Source organism: Bacillus sp. B.PNR1 (genome assembly GCF_030386235.1).
Lineage (GTDB): Bacteria > Bacillota > Bacilli > Bacillales > Bacillaceae > Bacillus > Bacillus stercoris.
Genome location: NZ_JANYMN010000001.1, coordinates 2,058,244 through 2,083,573 on the forward strand (window position 1 = coordinate 2,058,244; position 25,330 = coordinate 2,083,573).

Annotated in this window: 25 protein-coding genes; 12 read left to right on the top strand and 13 right to left on the bottom strand. The window is 43.6% G+C overall.

The annotated features are described in order from the left end of the window. The first annotated feature begins 153 nt into the window (after positions 1–153). Positions 154–585 carry a Cu(I)-responsive transcriptional regulator gene (gene cueR, locus NZD81_RS10815; RefSeq protein WP_040083818.1) on the top strand — a complete coding sequence of 144 codons (432 nt, stop codon included), beginning with the start codon at positions 154–156 and terminating at the stop codon, positions 583–585. 60 nt (positions 586–645) lie between these two features. Further along, positions 646–1,980: a hemolysin family protein gene (locus tag NZD81_RS10820; protein WP_040083600.1), complete on the top strand. Its 1,335-nt coding sequence runs from the start codon at positions 646–648 to the stop codon at positions 1,978–1,980. A gap of 58 nt (positions 1,981–2,038) precedes the next feature. Here NZD81_RS10820 and NZD81_RS10825 read toward each other — a convergent pair whose 3' ends face one another. Both NZD81_RS10825 and akrN read right to left on the bottom strand, forming a co-directional pair. Continuing rightward, positions 2,039–2,638 (bottom strand): 1-acylglycerol-3-phosphate O-acyltransferase, encoded by a 600-nt coding sequence (locus tag NZD81_RS10825; protein ID WP_014663357.1) that lies wholly within the window; start codon positions 2,636–2,638, stop codon positions 2,039–2,041. Between the two features lie 134 nt (positions 2,639–2,772). Continuing rightward, positions 2,773–3,768, bottom strand: coding sequence for an aldo/keto reductase AkrN (gene akrN, locus NZD81_RS10830; protein ID WP_289860508.1), 996 nt, complete (start codon positions 3,766–3,768; stop codon positions 2,773–2,775). A gap of 196 nt (positions 3,769–3,964) precedes the next feature. On the opposite strand from akrN, the gene sigM reads away from it, so the two are divergent. From sigM to NZD81_RS10845, 3 genes are read left to right on the top strand one after another with little or no spacing between them, the layout of a single operon-like run. After that, positions 3,965–4,456 (top strand): RNA polymerase sigma factor SigM, encoded by a 492-nt coding sequence (gene sigM, locus NZD81_RS10835; protein WP_003224177.1) that lies wholly within the window; start codon positions 3,965–3,967, stop codon positions 4,454–4,456. Further along, complete coding sequence (locus NZD81_RS10840) at positions 4,446–5,522, top strand: anti-sigma factor (protein WP_014663355.1); 1,077 nt, start codon at positions 4,446–4,448, stop codon at positions 5,520–5,522. The genes sigM and NZD81_RS10840 overlap by 11 nt, the downstream gene beginning before the upstream one ends. After that, positions 5,510–5,800: an anti-sigma-M factor gene (locus NZD81_RS10845; protein WP_003233341.1), complete on the top strand. Its 291-nt coding sequence runs from the start codon at positions 5,510–5,512 to the stop codon at positions 5,798–5,800. The genes NZD81_RS10840 and NZD81_RS10845 overlap by 13 nt, the downstream gene beginning before the upstream one ends. A 32-nt stretch (positions 5,801–5,832) precedes the next feature. On the opposite strand, the gene NZD81_RS10850 is transcribed toward NZD81_RS10845, so the two are convergent. Further along, entirely contained in the window at positions 5,833–6,261 is a 429-nt protein-coding gene (locus NZD81_RS10850) for a GNAT family N-acetyltransferase (protein WP_040083604.1), read from the bottom strand. Positions 6,262–6,370: 109 nt separating this feature from the next. Between NZD81_RS10850 and pdxR the strand changes: the two genes are divergently transcribed. After that, positions 6,371–7,666, top strand: a complete 1,296-nt coding sequence (pdxR, locus tag NZD81_RS10855; protein WP_289860515.1) for a MocR-like pyridoxine biosynthesis transcription factor PdxR — start codon at positions 6,371–6,373, stop codon at positions 7,664–7,666. A 35-nt stretch (positions 7,667–7,701) separates the two neighbouring features. On the opposite strand, the gene NZD81_RS10860 is transcribed toward pdxR, so the two are convergent. From NZD81_RS10860 to citA, 4 genes are all read right to left on the bottom strand, one after another. Continuing rightward, complete coding sequence (locus tag NZD81_RS10860) at positions 7,702–9,057, bottom strand: sodium-dependent transporter (RefSeq protein WP_040083606.1); 1,356 nt, start codon at positions 9,055–9,057, stop codon at positions 7,702–7,704. A gap of 121 nt (positions 9,058–9,178) precedes the next feature. Next, complete coding sequence (gene bcaP, locus NZD81_RS10865; RefSeq protein WP_003245791.1) at positions 9,179–10,576, bottom strand: branched-chain amino acid transporter BcaP; 1,398 nt, start codon at positions 10,574–10,576, stop codon at positions 9,179–9,181. A gap of 250 nt (positions 10,577–10,826) precedes the next feature. Further along, positions 10,827–11,696: an SDR family oxidoreductase gene (locus NZD81_RS10870; RefSeq protein ID WP_014663350.1), complete on the bottom strand. Its 870-nt coding sequence runs from the start codon at positions 11,694–11,696 to the stop codon at positions 10,827–10,829. Positions 11,697–11,769: 73 nt separating this feature from the next. Continuing rightward, positions 11,770–12,870 carry a citrate synthase CitA gene (gene citA / locus NZD81_RS10875; RefSeq protein ID WP_014663349.1) on the bottom strand — a complete coding sequence of 367 codons (1,101 nt, stop codon included), beginning with the start codon at positions 12,868–12,870 and terminating at the stop codon, positions 11,770–11,772. Positions 12,871–12,978: 108 nt separating this feature from the next. Between citA and citR the strand changes: the two genes are divergently transcribed. Continuing rightward, positions 12,979–13,854, top strand: a complete 876-nt coding sequence (gene citR / locus NZD81_RS10880) for a transcriptional regulator CitR (RefSeq protein ID WP_014663348.1) — start codon at positions 12,979–12,981, stop codon at positions 13,852–13,854. 69 nt (positions 13,855–13,923) lie between these two features. Here citR and lytE read toward each other — a convergent pair whose 3' ends face one another. Next, on the bottom strand, positions 13,924–14,934 hold the full coding sequence (gene lytE, locus NZD81_RS10885) for a peptidoglycan endopeptidase LytE (RefSeq protein ID WP_282374118.1): 1,011 nt from the start codon (positions 14,932–14,934) through the stop codon (positions 13,924–13,926). Positions 14,935–15,463: 529 nt separating this feature from the next. Between lytE and phoA the strand changes: the two genes are divergently transcribed. Beyond that, positions 15,464–16,849: an alkaline phosphatase PhoA gene (gene phoA, locus NZD81_RS10890; protein WP_282374117.1), complete on the top strand. Its 1,386-nt coding sequence runs from the start codon at positions 15,464–15,466 to the stop codon at positions 16,847–16,849. Between the two features lie 29 nt (positions 16,850–16,878). Here the strand turns inward: phoA and spoVR are convergent, their stop codons facing one another. Continuing rightward, positions 16,879–18,285, bottom strand: a complete 1,407-nt coding sequence (spoVR, locus tag NZD81_RS10895; protein WP_014663345.1) for a stage V sporulation protein SpoVR — start codon at positions 18,283–18,285, stop codon at positions 16,879–16,881. Between the two features lie 164 nt (positions 18,286–18,449). On the opposite strand from spoVR, the gene NZD81_RS10900 reads away from it, so the two are divergent. From NZD81_RS10900 to lytF, 3 genes are all read left to right on the top strand, one after another. Further along, complete coding sequence (locus NZD81_RS10900) at positions 18,450–19,976, top strand: mechanosensitive ion channel (RefSeq protein ID WP_069149272.1); 1,527 nt, start codon at positions 18,450–18,452, stop codon at positions 19,974–19,976. A 107-nt stretch (positions 19,977–20,083) separates the two neighbouring features. Then, positions 20,084–20,524 (top strand): nitric oxide-sensing transcriptional repressor NsrR, encoded by a 441-nt coding sequence (nsrR, locus tag NZD81_RS10905; RefSeq protein ID WP_014663343.1) that lies wholly within the window; start codon positions 20,084–20,086, stop codon positions 20,522–20,524. 153 nt (positions 20,525–20,677) lie between these two features. After that, entirely contained in the window at positions 20,678–22,141 is a 1,464-nt protein-coding gene (lytF, locus tag NZD81_RS10910) for a peptidoglycan endopeptidase LytF (protein ID WP_103748962.1), read from the top strand. Positions 22,142–22,182: 41 nt separating this feature from the next. Here lytF and NZD81_RS10915 read toward each other — a convergent pair whose 3' ends face one another. Further along, complete coding sequence (locus NZD81_RS10915; RefSeq protein ID WP_014476269.1) at positions 22,183–22,506, bottom strand: YqzG/YhdC family protein; 324 nt, start codon at positions 22,504–22,506, stop codon at positions 22,183–22,185. A 200-nt stretch (positions 22,507–22,706) separates the two neighbouring features. Here NZD81_RS10915 and NZD81_RS10920 point away from each other — a divergent pair, with 200 nt between their 5' ends. After that, positions 22,707–22,949 (top strand): YhdB family protein, encoded by a 243-nt coding sequence (locus tag NZD81_RS10920; RefSeq protein WP_003224139.1) that lies wholly within the window; start codon positions 22,707–22,709, stop codon positions 22,947–22,949. A 15-nt stretch (positions 22,950–22,964) separates the two neighbouring features. On the opposite strand, the gene yhdA is transcribed toward NZD81_RS10920, so the two are convergent. Genes yhdA through yhcY form a run of 3 tightly spaced genes read right to left on the bottom strand, consistent with a single transcriptional unit; the run spans position 22,965 to position 25,269 of the window. After that, on the bottom strand, positions 22,965–23,489 hold the full coding sequence (yhdA, locus tag NZD81_RS10925; RefSeq protein ID WP_014663341.1) for an FMN-dependent NADPH-azoreductase: 525 nt from the start codon (positions 23,487–23,489) through the stop codon (positions 22,965–22,967). Further along, entirely contained in the window at positions 23,486–24,133 is a 648-nt protein-coding gene (gene yhcZ, locus NZD81_RS10930; protein ID WP_282374115.1) for a two-component system response regulator YhcZ, read from the bottom strand. The genes yhdA and yhcZ overlap by 4 nt, the downstream gene beginning before the upstream one ends. Continuing rightward, positions 24,130–25,269: a two-component system sensor histidine kinase YhcY gene (gene yhcY, locus NZD81_RS10935; protein ID WP_289860526.1), complete on the bottom strand. Its 1,140-nt coding sequence runs from the start codon at positions 25,267–25,269 to the stop codon at positions 24,130–24,132. Before yhcY ends, yhcZ begins: the two co-directional genes overlap by 4 nt. Between the last annotated feature and the right edge of the window lie 61 nt (positions 25,270–25,330).

Sequence of the window (25,330 nt, forward strand, 5' to 3'; positions counted from 1 at the left end):
CCCTTCCGCATATAAAAATTTGAAAATTCTATCTTCCTATGTTACTTCAATCAGATCATGAATTCCACAACTTCCAATTCCCGTCTGGGAAAAAACAATAAACTTGTGCAAGACACCGTTCATATATTAAACTATTCTCATAACTATAACGTGATGGTTGGGAGGGATATAGATGGGGCTGAGACTTATCGCATCAGTGAACTAGCGGCGCTCGCCGGAGTAACGAAACGGACAGTTGATTATTATACGAATCTCGGTCTGCTTACGCCGGCCAGATCCTGTTCAAATTACCGTTACTACGACGAAAATGCACTCAAACGGCTTATATTTATTGTAGATTGCAAGAAGCAGCGATTGGCCCTGTCCGATATTAAAGATCGACTGGAGAACCAGTTTCCCTCTTCAGCTAAACTTAATGATGAAATTGGAAATCTGGCATTAGAAATTGATCATATGAATCAAAACATCTCCGGAATCTTGCATCGGTTTGAACGGCTGAAGCCTGAGGATCGTGACAAGCTGAAAAGCAAGCTCCCGCCTGAAAAGCTCGCCGTGTTCCAATCATTAATGCTGCTGTTAAGTTAAAACCATTTTATCTAACAGGAGGTGTTACCTTCATTCTCATTGCTAGAGTGAAGGTTCTAATTGGACATAGTGAATTTGATTTTAGTTGCTGTTTTAATCGCCCTGACGGCATTTTTCGTGGCATCTGAGTTTGCCATTATCAGAATCAGAGGCTCACGGATCGATCAGCTGATCGCGGAAGGAAATAAAGCAGCAATAGCCGTAAAAAAAGTGACCACGCATCTTGATGAATATTTATCTGCGTGTCAGCTCGGAATTACACTGACTTCCATCGGATTAGGGGTCTTAGGTGAATCAACGATTGAAAGGCTGCTTCACCCGCTTTTCGTAAAATTGAACGTTCCAGGTTCCCTTTCACATGTCATATCGTTTATTTTTGCGTATGCCATTATCACGTTCCTGCACGTTGTTGTCGGAGAACTTGCACCTAAGACAGTCGCTATCCAAAAGGCGGAAGCAGTGTCTATGCTGTTTGCGAAACCGCTGATTTGGTTTTACCGCATTATGTTCCCGTTCATTTGGCTTTTGAACAATTCCGCACGGTTATTGACAAAAGCATTTGGCCTGGAGACCGTTTCAGAAAACGAACTGGCTCACTCTGAAGAAGAGCTGCGAATCATTTTGTCTGAAAGCTATAAAAGCGGTGAAATCAACCAGTCAGAGTTTAAATATGTGAATAAAATCTTTGAATTTGACGACAGGCTCGCGAAAGAAATTATGATTCCGCGGACCGAAATTGTCAGCCTTCCGCATGATATCAAGATTTCTGAAATGATGGACATCATTCAGATCGAAAAATATACCCGCTACCCTGTGGAAGAGGGCGATAAAGATAACATTATCGGGGTTATTAACATAAAAGAAGTGCTGACCGCCTGCATCAGCGGCGAGGTATCTGTTGATTCGACCATTTCTGAATTCGTCAATCCGATCATTCATGTCATCGAATCTGCGCCGATCCAAGACCTGCTTGTCAAAATGCAAAAAGAGAGGGTCCACATGGCCATCTTGTCTGATGAATACGGCGGCACTGCCGGGCTTGTAACGGTTGAGGACATCATCGAGGAAATTGTCGGTGAAATTCGCGATGAATTTGATATTGATGAAATTAGCGAAATCCGCAAAATCGGCGAAGGCCATTATATTCTTGACGGAAAAGTGCTAATTGACCAAGTAAACGACCTGCTCGGCATTCATTTAGAGAACGAAGAAGTCGATACAATCGGCGGCTGGTTCCTTACTCAAAAATACGATGTTGAAAAAGATGATTCTATCATCGAAGAAGGCTGCGAATTCATCATTAATGAAATTGACGGCCACCACGTCGCATATATTGAAGTGAAAAAGCTTCAAGAAGAAGAACTTCTCGAGACTGCTAACCAGCAGGAAGCATAATAAGAAAAGCACCTTATACAAGGTGCTTTTCTTATTTTCACAGTTTCAGGCTAACGCCTTATAGCTGATCAAGTTTGTTCTCTAATTCTTTAATCCGCTGATTCAAAGCCTCTGTCATTGCTGCAAGTCTTTCCTTTGACGGCAGGTGGGCAAAATCAGCCTGGTGAAGAGGCTCACCGATAATCAGCTTCATTTTTCCTTTTTTGAACAATTCTTTTCCGCTTGAAGGGCCCTGATATGCAGCAGGAACAAGCGGAGCTTTCCCCATTTGCGCAATTGTCACCGCACCTCTTTTCAAAGGCACGTCCTCAGAGGTTCTTGTTCCGCTTGGGAAGATACCGACAATCTCTCCTTCTTTCAGCAGCTTAATCGGTGTTTTAATACTGCTTGGCCCGGGATTTTCCCGATCTACCGGAAAGGCATGAATTTTCTGCAGAAACGAACCGATCCATTTATTTTGAAAAAGCTCTTTTTTCGCCATGTAGTGTATTTGATAAGGAAGAATCCCGACTCCGAGTGTAATCACATCAACCCAGCCGGAATGTGTACACGCGATGACAAAACCTGAATCGGCCGGAAGGTTTTCTTTGTTATACACCTTCACTCCTCCGCGAAGAGAAAGAATAACTTTTAAAGCATTTGCACAAAACTTATACATATCGCACTTCCTTTGTCGTAATCAATGATTCTTTCTGTCATCTATTATAACAATATTTTTTATTACCTGGTACTAATTTTTAAGATTTCTCCCGTTAAAACGCCAAAAAGCTGAGAATTCGCCCTCAGCTTTTGTTATATTTCCTCTCTGGTCGGCGGGGCCATAAACTCCGGTCCGACTGGGTCTGAAATTGTGTTTTCCAATATGGTATTGATATCTTTCTGATCTTCACTATTCAGTGTCCAGCCTGTAATCTCAGATAGCGCCTCAAGCTGCTCAGGCTTCCTTGCCCCCCATAGAGCGACATCCGCTCCCGGCTGGTCTAAGATCCATCTGACAGCCAAGTGAATCACTGATTTTCCATAACGAGTCTTCGCCAGCTTATCCAATTGATTCACAGCAGAAAGATACTCTTTAAAGCGGGGCTTCTGGAATTTTGGATCGTGATTACGCAGATCATCGCCCTCAAATGTATATTCTTCGGTCATTTTGCCTGTTAACAGCCCTCTGCATAAACTGCCGTATAATAATGTTGTCACCTTGTGATCTCTCGCATACGGAAGAACATTCTCTTCCATTTCTCTTTCAAACAAATTATAAGGAGGCTGAATCGTATGGAGTGGTGAAACAGCGCGAAATGTATCCATTTGCTCAATCGAAAAATTGCTTACGCCAATCGCCCGGATTTTTCCCGCATCATATAATTCCTTCATGACTTCCGCTGTTTCTTCAATTGGCACAAGCGGATCAGGCCAATGCACCTGATAAAGGTCAATATAATCTGTTTGAAGCCGTTTTAAAGAATCCTCAACTTCCTCTACAATTCTCGCTCTGTTCGCATGGCGGAACAGTTGGTTGTTCCTCCAGTCCAAAGCCGTTTTCGTTGCGAGAATTACCTTTTCTCTTTTGCCGTACTCCTTGATTGCCTTTCCGACGATTTCCTCGGACTGCCCGAAGCCGTAAGCCGGCGCGGTGTCAATCAGTGTAATCCCCTGATCAAGAGCGGCGCGGATGGTTTTAATCGATGTTTTTTCGTCAGTGCCTCCCCACATCGTTCCTCCAATGGCCCATGTGCCGAGGCCGATTCTGGAGGCTTCTATTCCTGTATCTGCTATACTGGTATATTCCATTGTGCCACTCCTTCACTTTTTCACTATCTTTTCCCCTCTGGAAAAAATGTTAAACATTTCTCCGCACTATCTTTTGCGGCCATTTTTGGGTACTATATAGGAATGGTGTTTGATTAGGTATAAAAAAGCCGTTTGCATGTAATGTGCAACTTTAAACCTTTCTTATGCGTGTATAACATAGAGGGGAGAAAAGGCAGTGACGATCGATGAAATTTACCAAATGTACATGAATGATGTTTACAGGTTCCTGCTCTCCATGACAAAAGACAAGCATCTTGCTGAAGACTTGCTGCAGGAAACCTTTATGCGGGCATACATACACATTCACTCCTATGATCACAGCAAAGTAAAGCCCTGGCTTTTTCAAGTGGCGCGAAACGCCTTCATTGATTACGTCAGAAAGCATAAGAAAGAAGTAACCATTTCTGATGACTTAATCGGAAGCCTCTTTCAAAATGCTGTTCAGAGCCCTGCCCATCAGGTAGAGATAAAGGAAGTGCTGACTGGTTATATGTCCGAGCTCCCCGATAATTATCGGGAGGCCTTAACGTTATATTATTTAAAAGAGTTAAATTACAAAGAAGCATCCCATATTATGAATATTTCAGAGGCGAATTTTAAAAGTGTTTTATTTCGTGCCAGACAGCGGCTGAAAGCACTTTATAATAGAGGTGTTAATGATGAATGAAGAATTTAAAAAGCGTTTTGATCAATATAAAAATGGGGAAATGAGCGACCAGGAAATGACCGCATTTGAGGAAGAACTTGAGAAGCTCGAAGTATATCAGGAATTGATTGACAGCGAGCTAGAGGACGATAACGATTGGGATATCAGCATCAGTCCTGAAAAACAAAAAGCGATTTTAGCCTACGGCAAACGCAAATCTTATTTGCGAATTTCTGTACTTGCCGTCATTTCGACATTGATGATTTTGCCGCTTTGCACGCTGGGAAGCTACCTCTATTACGGGATGGGCGGAAAACACAGCACCGGCAATGAGTTTATGGAAACCGCCGCCGTCACTGTAGCCCTGACCATGCCGAATGTTCTTGTTGATACTTCCGGGCTGAAAAGCCAAGTGAAGCTGTTTGGCATGAATACGGAATTCCCGCTGCAAAAGCAGATTGGCACGAAGACGGCTGCCGTAGGGAATGAACGGGTTGAAATGTTTTATAACAAAGTAAAAGCGCCGGCTGTAAACTACTATGACTTAGAAGCGAATAAAACCGGCCATTACTTCACACACCCTTCAAACACGTCTGAACAAACAACCGCAAAAGCAGAAAAAACATTAAAGACATTGCCTGAAGGAACGGTATCCGAGGTCTACCTTTCATATGACCGCGCATATCCGACAAAAGACGTGTATAACAAATTCAAAGGCTATGATGTGAGCTTTTTGTGGAACGCAATCGAAACAGAGAAAAACACAAATAAGACAGCTTCAACAGAACCTCTTGGCTATCCTGGAAAGGATTCAAAGTTCTTGGCTGCCCTTAATACAAAAGGCAAGTCGAATGGCGATCAGTTTATCAACGCCCTGAAATTTATGTCCAAACACGAAAAATGGGCTCAGGTCATTTCAAAACGAAAAGACCTGAATGTAGATAACCGATTAGATTATGTAGAGAAAAACGGTGTCAATGTTTACGGTTCGGTCGTTACAGGACCAACCAAGGAAATCCAGCGGATGCTGAAAAACAAATCTGTAAAATCAGCGAATGTCGGCGAGGTGGAATTATGGAACTGGTAAGAATTTTTAAAGAACACAATGTATTCGGCTGGATCTCTGTCGGGACAGCGGTTCTGTCCCTGCTCTTGCTGAATTTGGCGATTATCAGCAATGTCACGTTTTATTCCTATCAAATGCTTCCGTTCGCCATGGCTGCCGTTCCGTTCGGCGTTGTTGAACTCTTCATCAAGAGAGGACGCACAGGCCCCGGCCTGCTCGGCGTCATCCTTAATCTCTTTGTGATTATTTGTGTGTATACCATTGTATCTGTAGATACAAATTTACAGTTTGGCTTTTAAAAAAAGACGCCTTTTCAGGCGTCTTTTTTCATTTACACCGGTTTTCGGAACAAATAGCTTTCTATAGCAAAACCCATTTTTTCTGTATAAAATCGATGTGCGTCTTTACGCTGAAGGCCAGATGAAAGACTGACAAAGCCAAGTCTGGCTTTACTCGCCCAGTCTGCGGCATAATCCAAAAGCATTTTGCCGTATCCCTTTGATCGGCTAGGTGCCGTTGTAACTAGATCCGCAACCCACAAGTGCTCTCCTTTATGAATGGAAACCCTCGGCTGAGCGCCGCACAGCGCTCTGATCTCTGTATCTTCATATAAGGCAAAAAGCATATACGATTCTTTCTGCACACAGGCTTCAAGCCTTTGTAGATACGTCTCGATATCTAGTTCTGTTCTCAATTCACCCATGACCGGATATGACTCAGCCCATTCTTCTTTCGTGGTTAATTGTTTGATATGAATCATCTTCTCAATCCCCTTTCCTTTCGTTACAATGATCATAGCTAATAAATGGCATTTGCCAAATAGCCACTATCAGAAAAAATGACCATGCCAGATAAAAAGGGGATACGAGATGGATATCACGCCGTTTCTTGATAAAAAGAGCAAAATACCGCTGTATGAGCAGCTCTATACCTTTTTCAAACAAGAGATTTCACATGCGCGAATCACAAAGGGAACAAAACTTCCTTCAAAACGCAGGCTCTCCAGCTTGCTCGATGTCAGCACGGCAACAATAGAACGAGCTTACGAGCAATTAACTGCTGAGGGCTATGTCAAAAGCAAGCCGAAAATCGGCTGGTTCGCCGCGGAAGTAGAACCAGATTTTCCGTCAGCTCCTGACCATTTTCAGCAGTCTGCACAGCCTGGCTCACATAAAAAGAACGCACCTGCTATTGACTTTCATCAAGGCAATGTTGATCCGGCCCTCTTTCCCTTTAATGCATGGAGAAAAAGCATAGTAAAAAGTCTGGATCGCTATTCCAATTCGTTTCACACCTCTGGCGACCCTCAAGGAGAATACGAACTCAGACACACGATTGCCCGATTCGTCAGGCTGTCTCGGGGAGTAAATTGCGATCCCGGCCAGATTATCATTGGTGCAGGAACCACCGTGCTTCTGCAAATTCTTTGCCTTATGCTAAAACCAGGGACAAAAATCGGCTTTGAAGAACCGGGCTTTCACCGTTCAAGAAAGATATTTGAAGCAAATCGCATGAATGTCATTCCGATTTGTACTGATGCAGAAGGCGTCCTGCCGGATGAGCTCTACCGCCGGAATCCTTATTTCATGTATACGACTCCTTCGCATCAGTTTCCGCTTGGGACCATCATGACGATAACCCGCAGACAGGAGCTGCTTGCATGGGCAACAAAATCAAATTCATTCATTATAGAGGATGATTATGACGGGGAATTTCGCTACAGCGGCCATCCCATTCCGTCTTTACAGGGTCTAGATCCGAATGGCAGAGTCATATATCTTGGCACTTTTTCAAAGTCACTTCTGCCTTCCTTGCGGCTTAGCTTCATGATTGTGCCCCCTGAACTAATGAGAGGCCTATACCGAAAAAAACACGCTGTCCTGTTAGAAGCCATCCGCTCTGAACTAGGAAACACCGTTGAGATTCTCGGTAAAAACTCAGGGCTTCACATTCTGCTGCGTCTTTTGTTTCCAGCAAGTGAGGAAGAAGCAATAATAACAGCAGCAAACAACGGTGTAACCATCTATCCCGTCTCCCCTTCATATAAAGAACGAACGCCTTTTGCTTCTGTCTTAATCGGTTATGGCGGTTTGTCAGAAGAGGACATCAGGCTCGGCATCCAAAAACTGAAAACGGCATGGGCGCCGTTGATATCATCTTATTAAATAAAAAACAGGCTCCATTCCCGGAGCCTGTTTTTTTAAAATGATAAAATTCCGATTAAATTTAAGAACACGATAATAATGGCAAGCGGCACGATAAAGCGAAGCAAATAAAACCATGTGTAAAAGAATGCTTTACCTGCATTTGATCCATTTCTCATTTCTGCCAAGAGCTCGCTCTTCGAAATTTTAAGCGGGATAAACAGAGAAATTAACAGAGCGCCTGAAGGCATTAAAACATTGCTGACGGTAAAATCGGCAATATCAAAAAACGTTTTGCCAAATAGGTGCACATCACTCAATACGCCATAAGACAAGCAGCATGGGATTCCGACCAAAAAGATCAAAAGCCCGCTCGTCCATGACAGTTTTTTTCTCTTCTTTTCGTCCCCTTTTCCGATTGTGGCGACAATAATTTCAACCATCGAAAACGCTGAGGTTAAGGCCGCAAATAAAAATGCAACGAGAAAACCGATAAAAAACAACGTGCCAAACGGCAGCTGTTCAAAAACGGCTGGAAGCACTGTAAACAACAGTGTCGGTCCTTCATTCGGCTGAAAACCGAATGAGAAAACCGCCGGAAAAATAGCTAGACCTGCCAAGAGTGTCACAATGATATTCATCAAGACAATGGAGGCTGCCGAACGAGGGATATTTTGTGTTTTCGGCAAATAGGAGCTATAGGTCACCATCACCGATACCCCCAATGTTAACGTAAAGAAAGCCTGTCCCAGAGCGAATAATATAGATTCCGGAGTCAGATCGCTGAAATGTGGCACAAGCAGAAACTTTACGCCTTCCATTCCACCGTTAAGCGTAAGAGACCGGAGAACAAGCAGAATAAACAACAAAAACAAAATCGGCATCATCACCGCGCTGACCCGTTCAATTCCTTTTTGAACCCCTCTGGCGACAACGATGACAGTCAGTACCATAAAAACAAGCTGAGCCGTGAGCGTCTGCACCGGATTATGGATAATAGAAGCAAAAAGAGCGCCATACTGTGCTTGGGAAAGCCCGGACAGTGAGCCTGACGCCGTTTTTACGATATACAGCAAGATCCATCCTCCGATTACACTGTAAAACGACAGCACTAAGAAACACGCGGCTACACCGATCCACCCGGTAAGAAACCAAGCTGATCGCGGCGCTTCTTTTTTATATGCATCAATGGCATTCGTCTGGTTCCGTCTTCCAAAAATAAATTCCCCCACCAAAAGCGGATAGCCTAAGAGGATGGTAAATAACACGAAGATAAGAAAAAAGGCTCCTCCCCCATTGGTCCCCGCTACGTAAGGGAACTTCCAAATCGCGCCCAATCCGATAGCCGAACCGGCCGCTGCCATGACGAAACCAATTTTCGAAGCCCATTGGACTGGTTTTTGCTCAGACAATAAACGTCACTTCCTTTCCAGCCTATATTATCTCTTATTTTTGTCTTCATTTCTATAGATTCATTTGCCAAGAACAGAAAAGAGAGCGGCCTGTATGGGCGCTCTCTTTATCAAAGGTTATTTATTGATTTAATTTTGAATGCTTTCTTGAATACAGGAAATAGATGACCAAGCCGATTAACAGCCACACCAGGAAGCGGACAATCGTCACCCATCCCAAATTTAAAATCAAGAACAGGCAGAACAGAATCGCCAGGCCTGGGATCACGGGAACTCCCGGGCATTTAAAAGCTCTCGGAAGATCAGGCTGTTTCTTTCTCAAAACGATAACTGCCACAGAAATCAGGACAAATGCCGACAACGTCCCGATGTTTACCAGCTTTGCAAGTTCATCCAGCGGAACAAGTGAGCCGAGAAGCGCCGACATCGTTCCGAAAAACCAAGTGGCTACATAAGGTGTTTTGTGCTTTGGATGCACTTTAGAAAGTGAGCCCGGCACAAGCCCGTCACGCGACATGGCAAACATGACGCGGGTCTGCCCGTAAAGCATCACGAGCATAACTGTTGTCATTCCCAGCACGGCGCCAATATCAATGATGCCAGCCACCCAGTTTTGCCCTGCGCTTTGAAGAACAAGAGAAACCGGATGATCCACACCCGCAAATTGAGCAAACGGGATAACCCCAGTCATGATTGCTGATACGGTGACATATAAAATCGTGCAAACCAATAAAGAGAAAATAATGCCTTTTGGCAGATCCTTCGCGGGATTTTTCGTCTCTTCCGCAGCAGAGGATACAGCATCAAATCCGATAAAAGCAAAGAATACGAGCGCCGCTGCACTGAATACGCCGCCAAAGCCCATTGGCATAAACGGCTGCCAGTTGTGCGGCTTCACGTAAACGGCTGCCACCGCGATAAACAGCAGAACAACCAGTATCTTCAAGATAACCATGATATTGTTGACTCTTTTTGATTCTTTGATGCCTAAATATAGCAAATATGTGATCGCCATTACAATGACGAATGCAGGAAGATTAAACAGAGTAAAGGTGCCTTTCACTGCGCCCGGTGCCGCTGTTAAAGCAACCGGAAGATGAATGCCGAGCCCTGATAAAAATGATTGGAAATAACCAGACCAGCCGACCGACACTGCACTTACCGCCAGCATGTATTCTAAAATTAAATCCCACCCGATAATAAAGGCCATAAGCTCTCCCAATGTCGCATAAGTGAATGTATACACCGAACCTGAAACAGGCACACTTGACGCAAACTCCGCGTAAGACAGGGCGGCGAATAAACAAGCCAGCGCCGCCACAACAAATGAAATGGTCAGTCCGGGACCTGCCGTGACTGCGCCTGTTCCCGTCAGAACAAAAATTCCTGTACCAATAATGGCGCCGATTCCAAGCAACGTTAAATCGAACGCCCCTAATTCTCTTTTTAAAGACTTTTCACCGCTCGTCGCAGCGATTAAATCCTGAATGCTTTTCTTCCTAAAAACGCTCCCTTTCATTCCCCTTCAACTCCCGATCATCTATTTTTATATATTTTATTTGAATTTTCTGAATTCATGAGCGACAATGGTCATTTTTCTGTTTTTCTACTATATTTGTACTGGTCGCGAATCATTCCTTTCTCCTACTCAATATTATATATAAAATTGCAAAAATGAAAACAAAATTGTTAGAAAAATCGACAAATTTTTTATTTTCCAATTTCTAACCGCACAAAAAAACCAGCTATCAAGCTGGTTTTTTCGTTGATTACGTTGAAATAAAACGGCCGCCATTCACATGAATGGTCTGCCCTGTCATATAGGAAGATTCATCAGACGCCAGCAGAACATAGGCGCCCGCATGCTCAACCGGCTGTCCCGGTCTTCCCATTGGGGTATCCAAGCCATGCTGTTTCACTTTTTCCTCAGGGAATGTCGCCGGAATAAGCGGTGTCCAAATCGGGCCGGGCGCCACCGCATTCACTCTGATGCCTTTATCCGCAAGCGACATCGCCATGGACCGCGTAAAGGAGACAATCGCACCTTTTGTGCTGGAATAATCAATTAACGCCGTATCTCCTTCATAAGCGGTAATCGACGTCGTATTAATAATGGCACTCCCCTCTCGCAAGTGAGGCAAAGCTTTCTTCGTCATATGAAACATGGAAAAAATATTTGTGCGAAAGGTTTTTTCCAGCTGTTCTGTTGAAATATTGAGAATGCTGTCCTGGGGATGCTGTTCAGCGGCGTTGTTCACCAAGATATCTAGTTTGCCAAAATGGTCCACTGTTTGCTGCACAGCTTGTTCACAATGGTTCTCGTCCCCGACATCTCCCGGGATAAGCAGGCAGCGGACATTTTCCTTTTCGATCCGTTTACGTGTTTCCTCTGCGTCCGAATGCTCATCTAAGTAAAGAATGGAGATATCAGCGCCCTCTTTAGCAAACGCAATGGCTGCTGCTCTCCCTATCCCGCTGTCGCCTCCGGTAATGATCGCGACTTTTCCTTTCAATTTTCCGCTTCCTCGATAATCCTCGTCATCTGACAGGGGCAGCGGATTCATTTCTGATTCAATGCCCGGCTGTCTGTCCTGATGCTGGGGTTCTTGTCCTTCTGTTTGTCTGTCCATTGGGTTCACATTCATCACTCCTAGACATGTGGTTGATACTGAACGTTACCACACGACAGAAGTGAATAAACGCCAAAATATGCTATGAAAGAACTTCCTCAGGAATGGCACCTGTATATTTCGCTGACGGGCGGAAAATCATGTTGTTTTCTGCCTGTTCCAGCACATGGGCGCACCATCCCACCATTCGGCTTGCTGAAAAGGTCGGTGTAAACAATTCATCGTCAAAATCGATGGCCTTCATCACAGCAGCCGCATAAAATTCAACATTTGTGTACAGCTTTCGTCCCGGTTTGTAGATTTCAAGCAAACGAATCGCTTCTGCTTCTACATGGAGAGCGAGAGCGAGATCGCGGTCATTGCCGGCCACCTCTTCTGCTTTCTGTCTCAAAGCTTCTGCCCGCGGGTCTTTTGTTTTGTACACCCTGTGGCCGAATCCCATCAAGCGCTCTCCTTTTTCGAGTTTTTCTTTCAGATATGCTTCAGCATGTTCTTTTTCTCCAATGTCTTCAAGCATTTTTGTCACAGCAGAAGGGGCGCCTCCGTGGAGCGGGCCTTTCATCGTGCCAAGAGCAGCCGTGACGGCTGACACTAAATCACTTTCTGTAGATAAGGTAACCCGTGCCGAAAAAGTGGATGCGTTCATGCCGTGCTCCATGGCCAGAATCATATAGGTTTCAAGCGCTTTCTTTTTTGCCTCTGAAGGCTGTTCACCTGTGAGCATATAATAATAGTTTTCGACATGTCCGTACTGGGAAGAAGGTGTTATAGCTTGTTCACCGCGCGTCCATCTTTTTCTGTAGGCAATGATGGAGGGCGTGATTGCAATCAGCCGGATTGCTTCTTCTGTTTTCGGATGGAATGTGTACGTATTTTCCCCCAATGCTGACACAACCGTTCTCAGCACCGACATATCGTCCATGTTGTTTGGCAATGACTGAACCAAGCGCTCAATGTGTTCCGGAAGGTGCCGGTCCGCAGCCAGCTTATCTTTAAATACCTGCAATTCTTCAGCTGAAGGCAGTTTCCCAAATAAAATCAAATAAGCCGCTTCTTCAAAGCTATGATTCAGTGCGATGTCTTTTGCATGATGGCCTCTGTAAATCAGACGTCCTTTTTCACCATCAATATGGCTGATGGATGTTTCCACACATGTAATTCCCTTTAATCCGTAATGTACCATTTGTATTCCCCCTATCCTTTTCTGTTATTATAGTAAATATAATATTTAAAAAATAATGAATATTTTAAAGGAAATTAATTAAAAATATTAATCAGAGGGAGAATAGAAATGGATTTCAAATGGCTTCATACCTTTGTGACCGCTGCGAAATATGAAAACTTCCGAAAAACAGCTGAAACGCTTTTCTTATCTCAGCCCACTGTGACTGTGCATATCAAGCAATTAGAAAAAGAAATCAGCTGCAAGCTGTTTGAGCGAAAAGGCAGACAGATCCAGCTGACTGATGAAGGCAGGGCTTATTTACCGTATGCGCTCAGGCTTCTTGATGATTATGAAAACAGCATGGCAGAGCTTCACAGAGTGCGGCAAGGCTACTCTCAAACCTTACAGCTCGCGGTTTCTCCGCTTATTGCAGATACTGTGCTTCCTTCTGTCATGAAGCGGTACACAGCAATGAACACGGAAACAGAAATGGCGGTGACGATTTTCGAATCAGCGGAAATCGCGTCACTGATAAAAGCCGGGGAAGCTGATATCGGATTGAGCTGTCTAAAGGTACAGTCTTCCTCTTTAAGCTGCCACTGCCTTTATAAAGACCCTGTCGTCCTTGTTGCCCCGCCCGATCAGCGTTTCATAGAAGACAAAGAAATTGATGCCAAAGAGGTGCTCGAGCAATACCTGCTTTTGACCCACAATCATCCTGATTACTGGGACGACTTGCTCCGTCAAGTCAGAGTGACATTTCCATTTGTGAGGACAATGAAGGTCACACAAACACATATAACGAAACGGTTTATCAAGGAAGGACTTGGGGTTTCATTTCTGCCTTTATCTACAGTAAAGCGGGAGTTAGCAGAAAAACAGATGATCAGAATCCCTTATCAGTCTGCTCAGCTGCCCTATGCCGGCGCTTATGCAATCGCCCTTTATGAAAATAAGAAAGAAAAAAAATTCTTGGATTTTTTATCACATTTTCATTTTTAGGAGCAACCAAAATGGATGTGCTCCGTCTAATGAAAAAAACCCGTTCCAATGAACGGGTTTCCTCTAAAATTAGAATCTTTTCGCACCGAGGTAACGAGGCTTCCAGTAGCTGTTGTCCAGGCTGCTGATTTGTACGCCGTCAGATCCTGCATGAATGAAGCTGTTGTTTCCAATGTAAATCCCCATGTGAGAAGGGCCGGATTTATATGTTGTGAAGAAGACGAAGTCACCAACAGACGGGCTGGCAATGCTTTTCATAGAACTCCAGTATCCCGCAGTGCTTGTTCTGCCCACACTTGTTTGTTTATTCAGTACATACCAAATGAATCCGCTGCAGTCAAAGCCAGAAGTTGTCGTTCCGCCCCATTTATATGGCGTTCCAACTAACGCTTTCGCATCAGAAACCAGCTTGCTCACATTCAGTGATGTAGTAGATGATGCTTTGCTGCTAGAAGATGATGAAGAAGAAGCAGGTTTGGAGCTACTAGTGCTTGTTCCTTTCACCTTCAATACTTGGTTGACATAGATTACATCTGATTTTAAGCCGTTTAAGCTTTTTAATTTGCTAACCGTAGTGCCGTATTGTTTTGCGATTTTAGACAGACTGTCCCCGCGCTTCACTTTATAAGTGGAAGTTGAAGACGTTGATACGCTCGATGAGCTGGAGCTGCTTGAACTTGATGAGCCTTTCAGTTTCAGGACTTGTCCAACACGAAGCAAGTCTGATTTTAAGCCATTCAGTTTTTTCAGTTCATTGACTGTCATGCCGTATTTTTTTGAAATTTTCCACAGGCTGTCTCCGCTCTTTACTTTGTATGTAGAAGAAGAGGAAGAAGAAGAACTGCTGTTTTTTGAACTTGTAGATTTGCCGTTAATCGATAAAGTCTGTCCCACATAAATAAAGTCCGAACGAAGGTGGTTCTCTGATTTAATTTTACTGATCGTTGTGTCGTATTTTCTTGAAAGATCCCATAACGTGTCGCCTTTTTTCACCTTAATGCTTTGTGCAGACGCCGCTCCTGCAAATAATGTCGATCCTAAAACAACTGCTGTCGTAGCTGTAATGATTTGCTTTTTCATATTTTCCTCCCCAAATGTTAACTCTCTATATATGTATCTCTTTTTTTTAAATTAATCTTATTGGTTTCTATTATAAGGATAGATTCCCATCAGAAATAGTCTTGACTTCATGTGACAAATTTCTTAATTATTCGTTCTAAAAAAAAGTTTTTAAGGGTATTAAATATTTCATTTTCGTTGCAAAGGTGACAAAAAACGAGTGCTTTTGTCATGTTTTATGGGATGTTTTTCAACATAAAGGAAATAAATGAAAACTTTCGGGAGTCCACTCACTTATGGAAGAATGTGTGATAAAGAATATACGAGGAAAGCTGCGGTTATCCGCAGTTTTTTTATTTAAACAAACATATCATGCAAAGACAGAGAGGTAAAGATTTTTCTGAAAAATGAATGCTTTGAACCAACTAAGGCAAAATAACGAAACGACGTTTTTCATTTCCTTACAATGCTTTACTTAATGTTTACACGATCAACAGATTCATTTAACAAAATTTCCCTAACATGACAAACATAACACATTAAAGGAGGCATGCTAAAAATGAATTTGTTTCAAAATATGAAATCAAAACTTCTGCCAATCGCCGCTGTTTCTGTCCTTACAGCTGGAATCTTTGCCGGAGCCGAACTCCAGCAAACAGAAAAGGCCAGCGCCAAAAAACAAGACAAAGCTGAGATCAGAAATGTCATTGTGATGATAGGCGACGGCATGGGGACGTCTTACATAAACGCCTACCGTTCCCTGAAAAATAACGGTGTAACACCGAATAACCCCAAATTGACTGAATTCGACCGGAATTTGACAGGCATGATGATGACGCATCCGGATGACCCTGATTATAATATTACAGATTCAGCAGCTGCCGGAACAGCATTAGCGACAGGCGTTAAGACATATAACAATGCAATTGGCGTCGATAAAAACGGGAAAAAAGTGAAATCTGTGCTTGAAGAGGCCAAACAGCAAGGCAAGTCAACAGGGCTTGTTGCAACGTCTGAAATTAACCACGCCACCCCTGCCGCATATGGGGCCCACAATAAATCTCGGAAAAACATGGACCAAATCGCCAATAGCTATATGGATGACAAAATAAAAGGCAAACAAAAAATAGACGTTTTGCTTGGCGGCGGAAAATCGTATTTTAACCGCAAGGACAGAAACTTGACAAAGGAATTCAAACAAGCCGGCTACAGCTATGTGACAACTAAAGAAGCATTGAAGAAAAATAAGGATCAGCAGGTGCTCGGGCTTTTCGCGGATGGAGGGCTTGCTAAAGCGCTTGATCGCGACAGCAAAACACCGTCTCTCAAAGACATGACGGTTTCAGCAATTGAACGCTTGAACCAAAATAAAAAAGGATTTTTCTTGATGGTCGAAGGCAGCCAAATTGACTGGGCGGCCCATGACAATGATACAGTAGGAGCCATGAGCGAGGTTAAAGACTTTGAACAGGCCTATAAAGCCGCGATTGAATTTGCGAAAAAAGACAAACATACACTTGTGATTGCAGCTGCAGACCATACAACCGGCGGCTTTACCATTGGCGCAAACGGCGAAAAGAATTGGCATGCAGAGCCGATTCTCTCCGCAAAGAAAACGCCTGAATTTATGGCCAAAAAAATCAGTGAGGGCAAGCCGGTCAAAGATGTGCTCGCCCGCTATACAAATCTGAAATTTACATCAGAAGAAATCAAAAGTGTTGTAGCTGCTGCACAGGCTGACAAAAGCAAAGGCGCCTACAAAGCCATCATCAAGATTTTTAATACTCGCTCTAACAGCGGATGGACGAGTACCGATCACACCGGCGAACAAGTGCCGGTATACGCGTACGGTCCCGGAAAAGAAAAATTCCGCGGATTGATTAACAATACCGATCAGGCAAATATCATATTTAAGATTTTAAAAGCTGGAAAATAAAAAGGATGCAGAACGCTGCATCCTTTTTTTTATAAATACCTGCGGTGAACACCTTTTCCATCATACGAAAACATGACTTCCTTATCCTCAAGCACAGACTCAATGTGCACGCTTCTTCCCCAAAGCTGGAATAAATAAGGGAGCACTTTCTCCAAGTATTTCAAATCCAGCTCTATGCCCTCATACCAATGCTTAATATAGAGTTCGTTATTTTTCATATAATCGCCGTCGTTTACCGTCAAATATGGAAAGCCGCCATTTACCCGCATGCTTACGAGCTGGTCACGCACCGACTTCCACTCTTTATCAATGATCTTATAATCTCTGCCCTGTTTTTGAAACAAATAAAGATCTTCGCGCATGACTAAGTCTTTGGTTAAATAATTGCGGATGAAAGAGATATCGGATTCAATCTCCCTGACCTCAAACATTTTCTCCCGGCCGGAGTCAGGCTGCACGCCCATTTTCTTCATTTCCTCCGTCGGGTTGTTGTACCGCTCCTCAATGTCTTCAAATATTTTCAGCCCTAAATAATAAGGATTAATGCCTGTTTTGGACGGCTGAACGACACCTGCATTCAGCTTGGCGAACTCGATCGCTTCATCAGAGGTTAAATCAAGCTCACGTATAATTCGCTGGTGCCAATAGGAAGCCCAGCCCTCATTCATAATCTTTGTTTCCAGCTGAGGCCAGAAATAAAGCATTTCCTCTCTCATCATCGTTAATATATCACGCTGCCATGGCTCCAGCTCCCGGGAATGCTCCTCGATAAAAAGCAGGATATCTTTTTCCGGCCGCGGCGGGAACGGTTTTTTCGATTTTTTCACTTGTTTTTTCGGTTTCTTTTCATCCAAAGACCATAAATCATCGTAAGGTGTGGCTGCCTCTTCAATCTCCTCTTCCTCATCATCCACACTCCATTGGAGCTTTGGGCGGACCAACGACGGATCGATATGCTCCTGAATCGCAAGGATCGCATCTAAAAATGACTCTACTTCTTTTATCCCGTGAACCTGTTCATAGTGTTTTATCCGTTCAGCCGTTGCCGCCATGCTTTCCACCATATCGCGCTTCGTGTTTTGGAAACGGCAGTTGTTTTTGAAGAAATCGCAATGGGCAAGAACGTGAGCGACAATCAATTTATTTTGGATCAGTGAGTTGCTGTCCAGCAAAAAAGCGTAGCATGGATCTGAGTTAATAACCAGCTCATAAATCTTGCTTAATCCCAGATCATAATGCAGCTTCATTTTGTGAAACTGCTTGCCAAAGCTCCAGTGGCTGAATCTTGTCGGCATCCCGTACGCGCCAAATGTATAAATAATTTCAGCCGGGCAGATTTCATATCTCATCGGGTAGAAATCAAGGCCGAATCCTTTTGCAATTTCGGTAATTTCCTCAATTGCCCGCTGTAATTCTTTCTTCTCCTCCGCGTTCAACCGAATCCCCCCTACTTGGACTTATCTATAATGTATGAGCCCGCCAGACAAAAGATGATAGCCTCACTCTGGCTAGAAAAAAATTCCCCGGCACATTCAGTAGTTTGCTTATTGGATCAGTGGGTAAACACACACCATACTACGAAAAAAAGGAGCGATACCAATTGAATGTAGCAGACGTGCTTTCTTCTTATCTCAGTAAGCTGCCAAACGTAATTATTGCTTTACTTGTCTTATTAATCGGATGGGCTATCGCTAAAATCATTGAAAAAGCGGTATACAAAGGACTCAGCAAAACAAAAATCGATGACAAGCTCTTTGCTGGGAAAAAGCCTTCACGCTATTCCTCGGAAAAAGTCATAAGCAAAGTCGTTTATTTTATCGCATTGATCATCGTCTTTATTTTATTCTTTAACATTTTGCACCTGACAACAGTGGCATCACCATTTGTCAGTATGCTGTCGGCGATTGCAGCGGCGATCCCAAGCGTGCTGAAAGCCGGACTCATTTTGCTGTTAGGATGGGCTGCAGCCTCTGTTTTGAGCTTCCTTGTCAAAAAAATCGGGATGAAGCTGAACACGAGTGACAAACTGCGCAAGTGGAATTTGGTGTCTGAAGGAAAAGATATTCATCAGGCTGTCAATGCCGCTTCACAAATTGTCTTTTATCTCGTGCTGCTTGTTTTCCTGCCAGGGGTCTTATCTTCTTTGAAAATCAGCGGCATTTCAGGTCCTTTTACAAATATGATGGAAAGCGTGCTCGCTTTTCTGCCGAAATTATTTGCAGCGGCGCTTATCGTATTAATCGGCTGGCTTGTTGCCCGCCTTGTACGTGATATCGTTACGAATTTCCTTGCAAGCATCGGCACGGAAAGATTCGCGGCACGTATGGGTTTATCTATTTACTTAAAAGATACAAGCCTTTCTGCAGTCATCGGAACAATCGCTTATGTGCTGATTATGATTCCGGTGGTCATTTCGGCGCTGGATCAGCTGGATGTCGCCGGCATTTCAAAACCGGCTGTCTCTATGCTGAATACGATTTTAAACATGCTTCCGAACATCATGATGGCCATCGTGCTTGTTTTAGCGGGTATGTGGGCAGGAAAATGGGTGAAATCCATGGTGTCCGGACTGCTCCATCGCGCAGGCTTTGATTCTGTCTTAGGGAAAATGGGCATGGAAGCCGGAACGCCTGCAAAGCTGTCCTTGTCTCAAGTTGTCGGTTTGATTGCGCAAATTATTGTCATTCTGCTGTTTACAGCCGAGGCGCTTCAAATTGTTCGGCTGCACTTCCTCGTAGAAATTGCGACTGGCATCATCGCGTATCTGCCGAATGTCCTTGTCGCCGTATTCATTCTCGGAATCGGCCTTTACGCCGGGGAATTGGTGCGGAAAGTGCTCGCAAGCATGATAAAAGGCAAGGAATTCAAATCTTTAGCGGCCATCGCTAAATACACCATTATCGCACTTGCTTTCTTTATGGCCCTGGATCAGCTTGGTGTCGCTGCGACAATTGTCAATTCCGCGTTCATCATCGTTCTTAGCGGCTTCGCACTCGCTTTTGGTTTATCCTTCGGCCTTGGCGGAAAAGATTTTGCATCACGTTATCTGTCTACATTTGAACGCAAAATGCAAAACACCGAAATTGAAAAAAACGGCCAAAACCAAAATCCGCCAAATGACATGTAAACAAAAGAACATGCACCCAGCAGGGTGCATGTTTTTTAATTCCTTTTTTTTCATTTTTCAATCGATTATGATAAGATATAGAAAATGTCTTATTCTGAGGTCTTATTATGAAGTTAACCAATTATACAGATTATTCATTAAGAGTGTTGATTTTTCTGGCTGCAGAGCGTCCCGGAGAACTTTCAAATATAAAGCAGATTGCTGAAACGTATTCTATTTCAAAAAATCATCTTATGAAAGTCATTTACAGGCTCGGCCAGCTCGGCTACGTAGAAACGATACGCGGACGAGGCGGCGGCATACGATTAGGCATGTCCCCTGAAGACATCAACATCGGTGAGGTTGTCAGAAAAACGGAGGACGATTTTAATATTGTTGAATGTTTTGATGCGAACAAGAATCTCTGCATTATTTCCCCGGTGTGCGGCTTAAAACATGTGCTTAATGAAGCGCTTTTGGCCTATCTTGCGGTTTTAGACAAATATACACTGCGCGACCTCGTCAAAAACAAAGAAGATATCATGAAGCTTTTAAAAATGAAGGAATAGATCCATGATTCCTTCTTTTTTTGTGCCCTTTTGCCCCTTTTGTATTAAGATAATATAGCTATTTTTTAAAAAAGGCAAAACGATAAGAAAAATGTGCCGATATAAAAAAGAAACAGCAAATTCAAAATCATTGGGGGAAAAAGGAGAGCTAAGATGAAAAAGAAATTAGCAGCAGGGCTGACAGCATCTGCGATTGTCGGCACAACTTTAGCAGTAACACCAGCTGAAGCAGCAACGATTAAGGTCAAAAGCGGAGATTCTTTATGGAAACTGGCCCAAACCTACAACACAAGTGTGGCGGCCCTCACATCCGCCAATCATCTTTCGACTACTGTTCTGTCGATCGGCCAGACGCTTACCATTCCTGGCAGCAATTCCGGCACTTCATCTACTTCAAGCTCAACAACCAAGAAGAGCGGAAGTTCTGTTTACACTGTGAAAAGCGGCGATTCACTTTGGCTGATCGCAAATGAGTATAAAATGACGGTGCAGGAACTGAAGAAATTAAACGGACTAAGCAGCGATTTGATTCGTGCGGGGCAGAAATTAAAGGTGTCCGGCACAGTTTCTTCAAGCTCTAGTTCCAGTACAAAAAGCAACTCTAATAAAAGCTCAAGCTCCAGTTCAAAAAGCAGTTCTAATAAGAGCTCAAGTTCTTCATCTGCTACGGGAACATATAAGGTGCAGCTTGGAGATTCACTTTGGAAAATTGCAAACAAAGTCAATATGTCCATTGCTGAATTGAAGGTCTTGAACAACTTAAAATCAGACACCATTTACGTGAATCAGGTGTTGAAAACAAAATCAAGCGGCTCTGATACGTCTTCCAAAGACACTTCATCCAAACCGAACCAAAATTCGGCAACAACGAAATATACTGTAAAAAGCGGTGATTCACTTTGGAAAATCGCAAACAACTATAACCTGACTGTACAGCAAATCCGAAATGTCAACAATCTGAAATCAGATGTGCTTTATGTTGGACAAGTACTGAAGCTGACAGGTAAAGCATCTTCAGGCACTTCATCATCGTCGTCTTCTTCGTCAAATGCAAGCTCAGGCACGACGACTACATACACGGTGAAAAGCGGTGATTCCTTGTGGGTGATTGCTCAGAAATTTAATGTAACAGCTCAGCAGATCCGGGAGAAAAACAATTTAAAAACGGATGTCTTGCAGGTTGGCCAAAAGCTGGTCATTACCGGAAAAGCATCATCGTCGTCTTCATCCGGTTCTTCAAACACCACCATCTCAACGAGCGCGAAGATTAACACAATGATTGCCGCCGCTAAAGAGCAGATTGGGGTTCCGTATCGATGGGGAGGCACGACACCATCCGGGTTTGACTGCAGCGGATTCATTTACTATGTACTGAACAAAGTCACATCCGTATCTAGATTAACGGCAGCTGGATATTGGAACACAATGAAGCCCGTCAGCCAGCCTGCTGTCGGAGATTTCGTTTTCTTTACAACATATAAAGCCGGCCCTTCCCACGTTGGAGTTTACCTAGGAAACGGGGAATTCATAAATGCCAACGATTCCGGAGTTGTCATTTCCAATATGAACAACTCTTACTGGAAACAGCGCTATCTCGGTGCAAAACGATATTTCTAAAAACAGAAACTGTGCGGCCTTAACGGCTGTACAGTTTTTTATTAGAGCCTAAAGACGTTGATGCTGATCATATGATTTGTCACCGGGTGAAAATAGACTTCGGCCCGAACAGAAAAAGTGTCATCTTTCTGTCTGACTGTCACCCGAAAGACATCTTTCGTCTGCTGATCATTCACCTCGGTCCGCCCCATATAAGCATAGTCAGAAAATGAAGCCCCCTTGTATTCATCCTGAATTTTGCTCCAGGCAAGCTGTTCCCACTTTTGAACGGACTCGTTTGTGTCCGTTGAATGACCTTTTGCAGCCATTGACACGATGATCAACCCACAAAAAAGAAGCGCGATGGTATACGGCAGAGATTTCATATTTTCAGTCTCCTGTACCAAGAATATGTTCCCTCATAGGTTTACCAAAAGCGATATCTTCATTCAGGCATTTTGATTTTATGTCTCCCTCATATTGCTACCCCTTTACTGCCGCAGACGCCAAGTTTTGCCCCGTCAATAACAGAGGATGCGGCATAAACTAATCATGAACTTCTCACCCAAGAAAGGAGAAGCGATTCATGGATTATGCCGATTATGATAAAGCGCTTTATTACACCCATCGTTCTCAATGGGATAATTTATTAATTTTAATGGTGCGTACAGAGGATGATTTGTTGTCAAAACGAATCGAGCATTTTCTGCATGCGTATCATTTTGAACAGGATTACGCCGTTTTAGAAAAGATGCTGTATTCCCTTCTCCGTTATATTGATCATGCCACAGAGCTGACTTATGAAGATCAATTAGCCCTGCTCACATAAACAAATCCCGGCGGTTTAGACGCCGGGATTTCCTGCTTTTGCGAACATGCTGAGTTCTTCGACAAGCTCTTTTAAGCTTTCCTTAATATTTTCAGCCACTGTAGCATGTTCAACATCAATATGCACCGGATCAAGCACCAGCTGCTTCGGAATGACATTGGCATAGACACCCCGCATCACAGTTCTCATATTGTTCAGCGCATTGATGCCGCCTTTTCCGCCTCCCGCTACTGCCAATAATGCGACGGGCTTATATTTGAATTGTTCGCTGCTTAAAAAATCCAAGGCGTTTTTTAAGGCGCCGCTCATGCCGCTGTGATATTCAGGAGATAATAATACAATCGCATCCGCTTTAGTAACGCGTTGCTTAAGCTCCTGTACCTGCAACAGTTCAGACTGATCCGCTTCACCATTAAAAATCGGCAATACAAACTCGCTAAGATCAATCAAATCCGTGTGATACAGTGCTGAAATATAAGATGCGGCAATTCTTGTTCTGCCATGTTTTCTTGGCGTGCCATTTATGACTAACATGTTCATTTCGAGATCTCTCCATTCAGGTTATATTTCACTGCGAAAAGCGCTGCTTGCGTACGGTCGGCCACTTCAAGTTTTGCTAACAGATTCGATACATGGGTTTTCACTGTTTTTTCTGAAATAAACAAGGCTGCTGCGATTTCTTTATTGCTTTTCCCGTTCGCGATTTCAGTCAGAACGTCTTTTTCCCTTCTTGTTAATTGATAATATTTTTCTTTTTCCGGGTCGTGCTGATTTTTCATATGTGTCAGCACATGGGGCATAATAGCTGAAGAAAGCTTGTATTCGCCGGCATGCACTTGCCTTAATGTTTTCACCAATTCCTCGGGCTCCGTATCCTTTAATTGATACGCCTTCGCACCTGCCTGAAGAGCCGGGATCACGTGCTCCTGATCAGAGTAGCTCGTTAGCACAATAATTTTAATCTCCGGAAATTGCTGTATTGCTTTTTTAATGGCTTGAATGCCATCCATCTTGGGCATGGACAGATCTATTAAAACAAGATCCGGCTTTGTCTCTTCGATGACGCGGAGAGCTTCTATTCCAGTTGCGGCTTCCCCGGCCACTTCAATATCATCCTGGGTGGCAAAGAAAAAACGCAGACCCTTTCTGACAACATGGTGGTCATCAGCAATGACAATTTTCATTCCGCCCCTCCTTTTTGGCTTTTTAGCGGAAGCCTGATGGACAGCTTTGTTCCCGCTCCAAGCGCTGAATCAATCCGAAACTTCGCGCCGGCTTTTTCCGCTCGTTCTTTCATGCCTTTGATGCCAAGTGAAGGCAGACCGGCATGCGCTTCATAACAAAACCCCGCCCCATGATCGATAATATCCAGCTCCGCATGGCCCAAAGCAGCAGTCAGACTGACATACGCCGTATCTGTTCCGGCATGCTTTTTGCAGTTATTTAATGCTTCCTGTACGACACGCCATAGCATATGCTCCTGTTCATCAGTCAGAACAGGACAGCCTTTTTGGGTAAACATGACCTTCAATCCAATAAGTGCGCCATAGCTTTTGATGGCTTCAGCCAGCCCTTTCTCCAACCCTCCGGGGCGAAGCTGCCAAATTAACGCTTTCATTTCCGCGAGGGCGTCCTGTGATAGGTTTTGAATGAAATCAATCATCTGCTGCAAATGCTCGTCTTTTGTTAGTGTCTTTGCAGCTTTGGCAGTTAAACTGACGGAAAACAGCATTTGATTGACAGAATCGTGAAGCTCCTGAGCGAGGCGGTTACGCTCCATTAAAAGAGCATTTTTTTGTTTATATTCGGAAAGCCTCATACGCTGGATTGCCGTTCCGATCTGAAAGGCGACAGACTCGAGTAAATGCAGCTCTTCCTCATCAAACATGGTTTTTCCGGCCGCCGCTACATTTAACAATCCGAATCTCCTGTCCCCATCTTCTAAAGGCACAGTTACATGATGCGTAATCCCTTCTGTGTCAAAACAATGCAGTTCTTCGGCTGATTCGATGCGTTTGCAGTTCATGATATTAGCAGCCCTTCTAAGCCCTCCGTTATTGAATTTTGTCAGGCAGTAACACTCCCCTTCGCACATCAGCACTTTTTCCTTGCGGCTTAAAGCGGGAGGCAGAAAAGCGTCGGCCGCTAACGTATAGGATCCATCTTCTTCGATCAGAAAAATCCATCCGGATTGAAGATTTGTCAGACTCAGCAATTCCTTTAGAACCTCATCTAGTGTTGCATTGATATCGTGTCCTTGATTTAAGGTTTCCGCAATCGTTTTCAGCGTTTTTAATTTCTCCATCCTCGTTTTGCTCACGTTTCTCACTCCGGCATTAATCTTGTATTTAAGATTATACCAGTTTTTTGTATTTCATTAC

What these genes read in the sequence shown, in the direction of transcription:
- cueR (WP_040083818.1), top strand. Translation starts at nt 154, where the DNA reads ATGGTTGGGAGGGATATAGATGGGGCTGAGACTTATCGCATCAGTGAA.
- NZD81_RS10825 (WP_014663357.1), bottom strand. Translation starts at nt 2,638, where the DNA reads ATGTATAAGTTTTGTGCAAATGCTTTAAAAGTTATTCTTTCTCTTCGC.
- akrN (WP_289860508.1), bottom strand. Translation starts at nt 3,768, where the DNA reads ATGGAATATACCAGTATAGCAGATACAGGAATAGAAGCCTCCAGAATC.
- NZD81_RS10840 (WP_014663355.1), top strand. Translation starts at nt 4,446, where the DNA reads ATGATGAATGAAGAATTTAAAAAGCGTTTTGATCAATATAAAAATGGG.
- NZD81_RS10845 (WP_003233341.1), top strand. Translation starts at nt 5,510, where the DNA reads ATGGAACTGGTAAGAATTTTTAAAGAACACAATGTATTCGGCTGGATC.
- NZD81_RS10850 (WP_040083604.1), bottom strand. Translation starts at nt 6,261, where the DNA reads ATGATTCATATCAAACAATTAACCACGAAAGAAGAATGGGCTGAGTCA.
- pdxR (WP_289860515.1), top strand. Translation starts at nt 6,371, where the DNA reads ATGGATATCACGCCGTTTCTTGATAAAAAGAGCAAAATACCGCTGTAT.
- bcaP (WP_003245791.1), bottom strand. Translation starts at nt 10,576, where the DNA reads ATGAAAGGGAGCGTTTTTAGGAAGAAAAGCATTCAGGATTTAATCGCT.
- citA (WP_014663349.1), bottom strand. Translation starts at nt 12,870, where the DNA reads ATGGTACATTACGGATTAAAGGGAATTACATGTGTGGAAACATCCATC.
- citR (WP_014663348.1), top strand. Translation starts at nt 12,979, where the DNA reads ATGGATTTCAAATGGCTTCATACCTTTGTGACCGCTGCGAAATATGAA.
- lytE (WP_282374118.1), bottom strand. Translation starts at nt 14,934, where the DNA reads ATGAAAAAGCAAATCATTACAGCTACGACAGCAGTTGTTTTAGGATCG.
- phoA (WP_282374117.1), top strand. Translation starts at nt 15,464, where the DNA reads ATGCTAAAAATGAATTTGTTTCAAAATATGAAATCAAAACTTCTGCCA.
- nsrR (WP_014663343.1), top strand. Translation starts at nt 20,084, where the DNA reads ATGAAGTTAACCAATTATACAGATTATTCATTAAGAGTGTTGATTTTT.
- lytF (WP_103748962.1), top strand. Translation starts at nt 20,678, where the DNA reads ATGAAAAAGAAATTAGCAGCAGGGCTGACAGCATCTGCGATTGTCGGC.
- NZD81_RS10915 (WP_014476269.1), bottom strand. Translation starts at nt 22,506, where the DNA reads ATGAAATCTCTGCCGTATACCATCGCGCTTCTTTTTTGTGGGTTGATC.
- NZD81_RS10920 (WP_003224139.1), top strand. Translation starts at nt 22,707, where the DNA reads ATGGATTATGCCGATTATGATAAAGCGCTTTATTACACCCATCGTTCT.
- yhdA (WP_014663341.1), bottom strand. Translation starts at nt 23,489, where the DNA reads ATGAACATGTTAGTCATAAATGGCACGCCAAGAAAACATGGCAGAACA.
- yhcZ (WP_282374115.1), bottom strand. Translation starts at nt 24,133, where the DNA reads ATGAAAATTGTCATTGCTGATGACCACCATGTTGTCAGAAAGGGTCTG.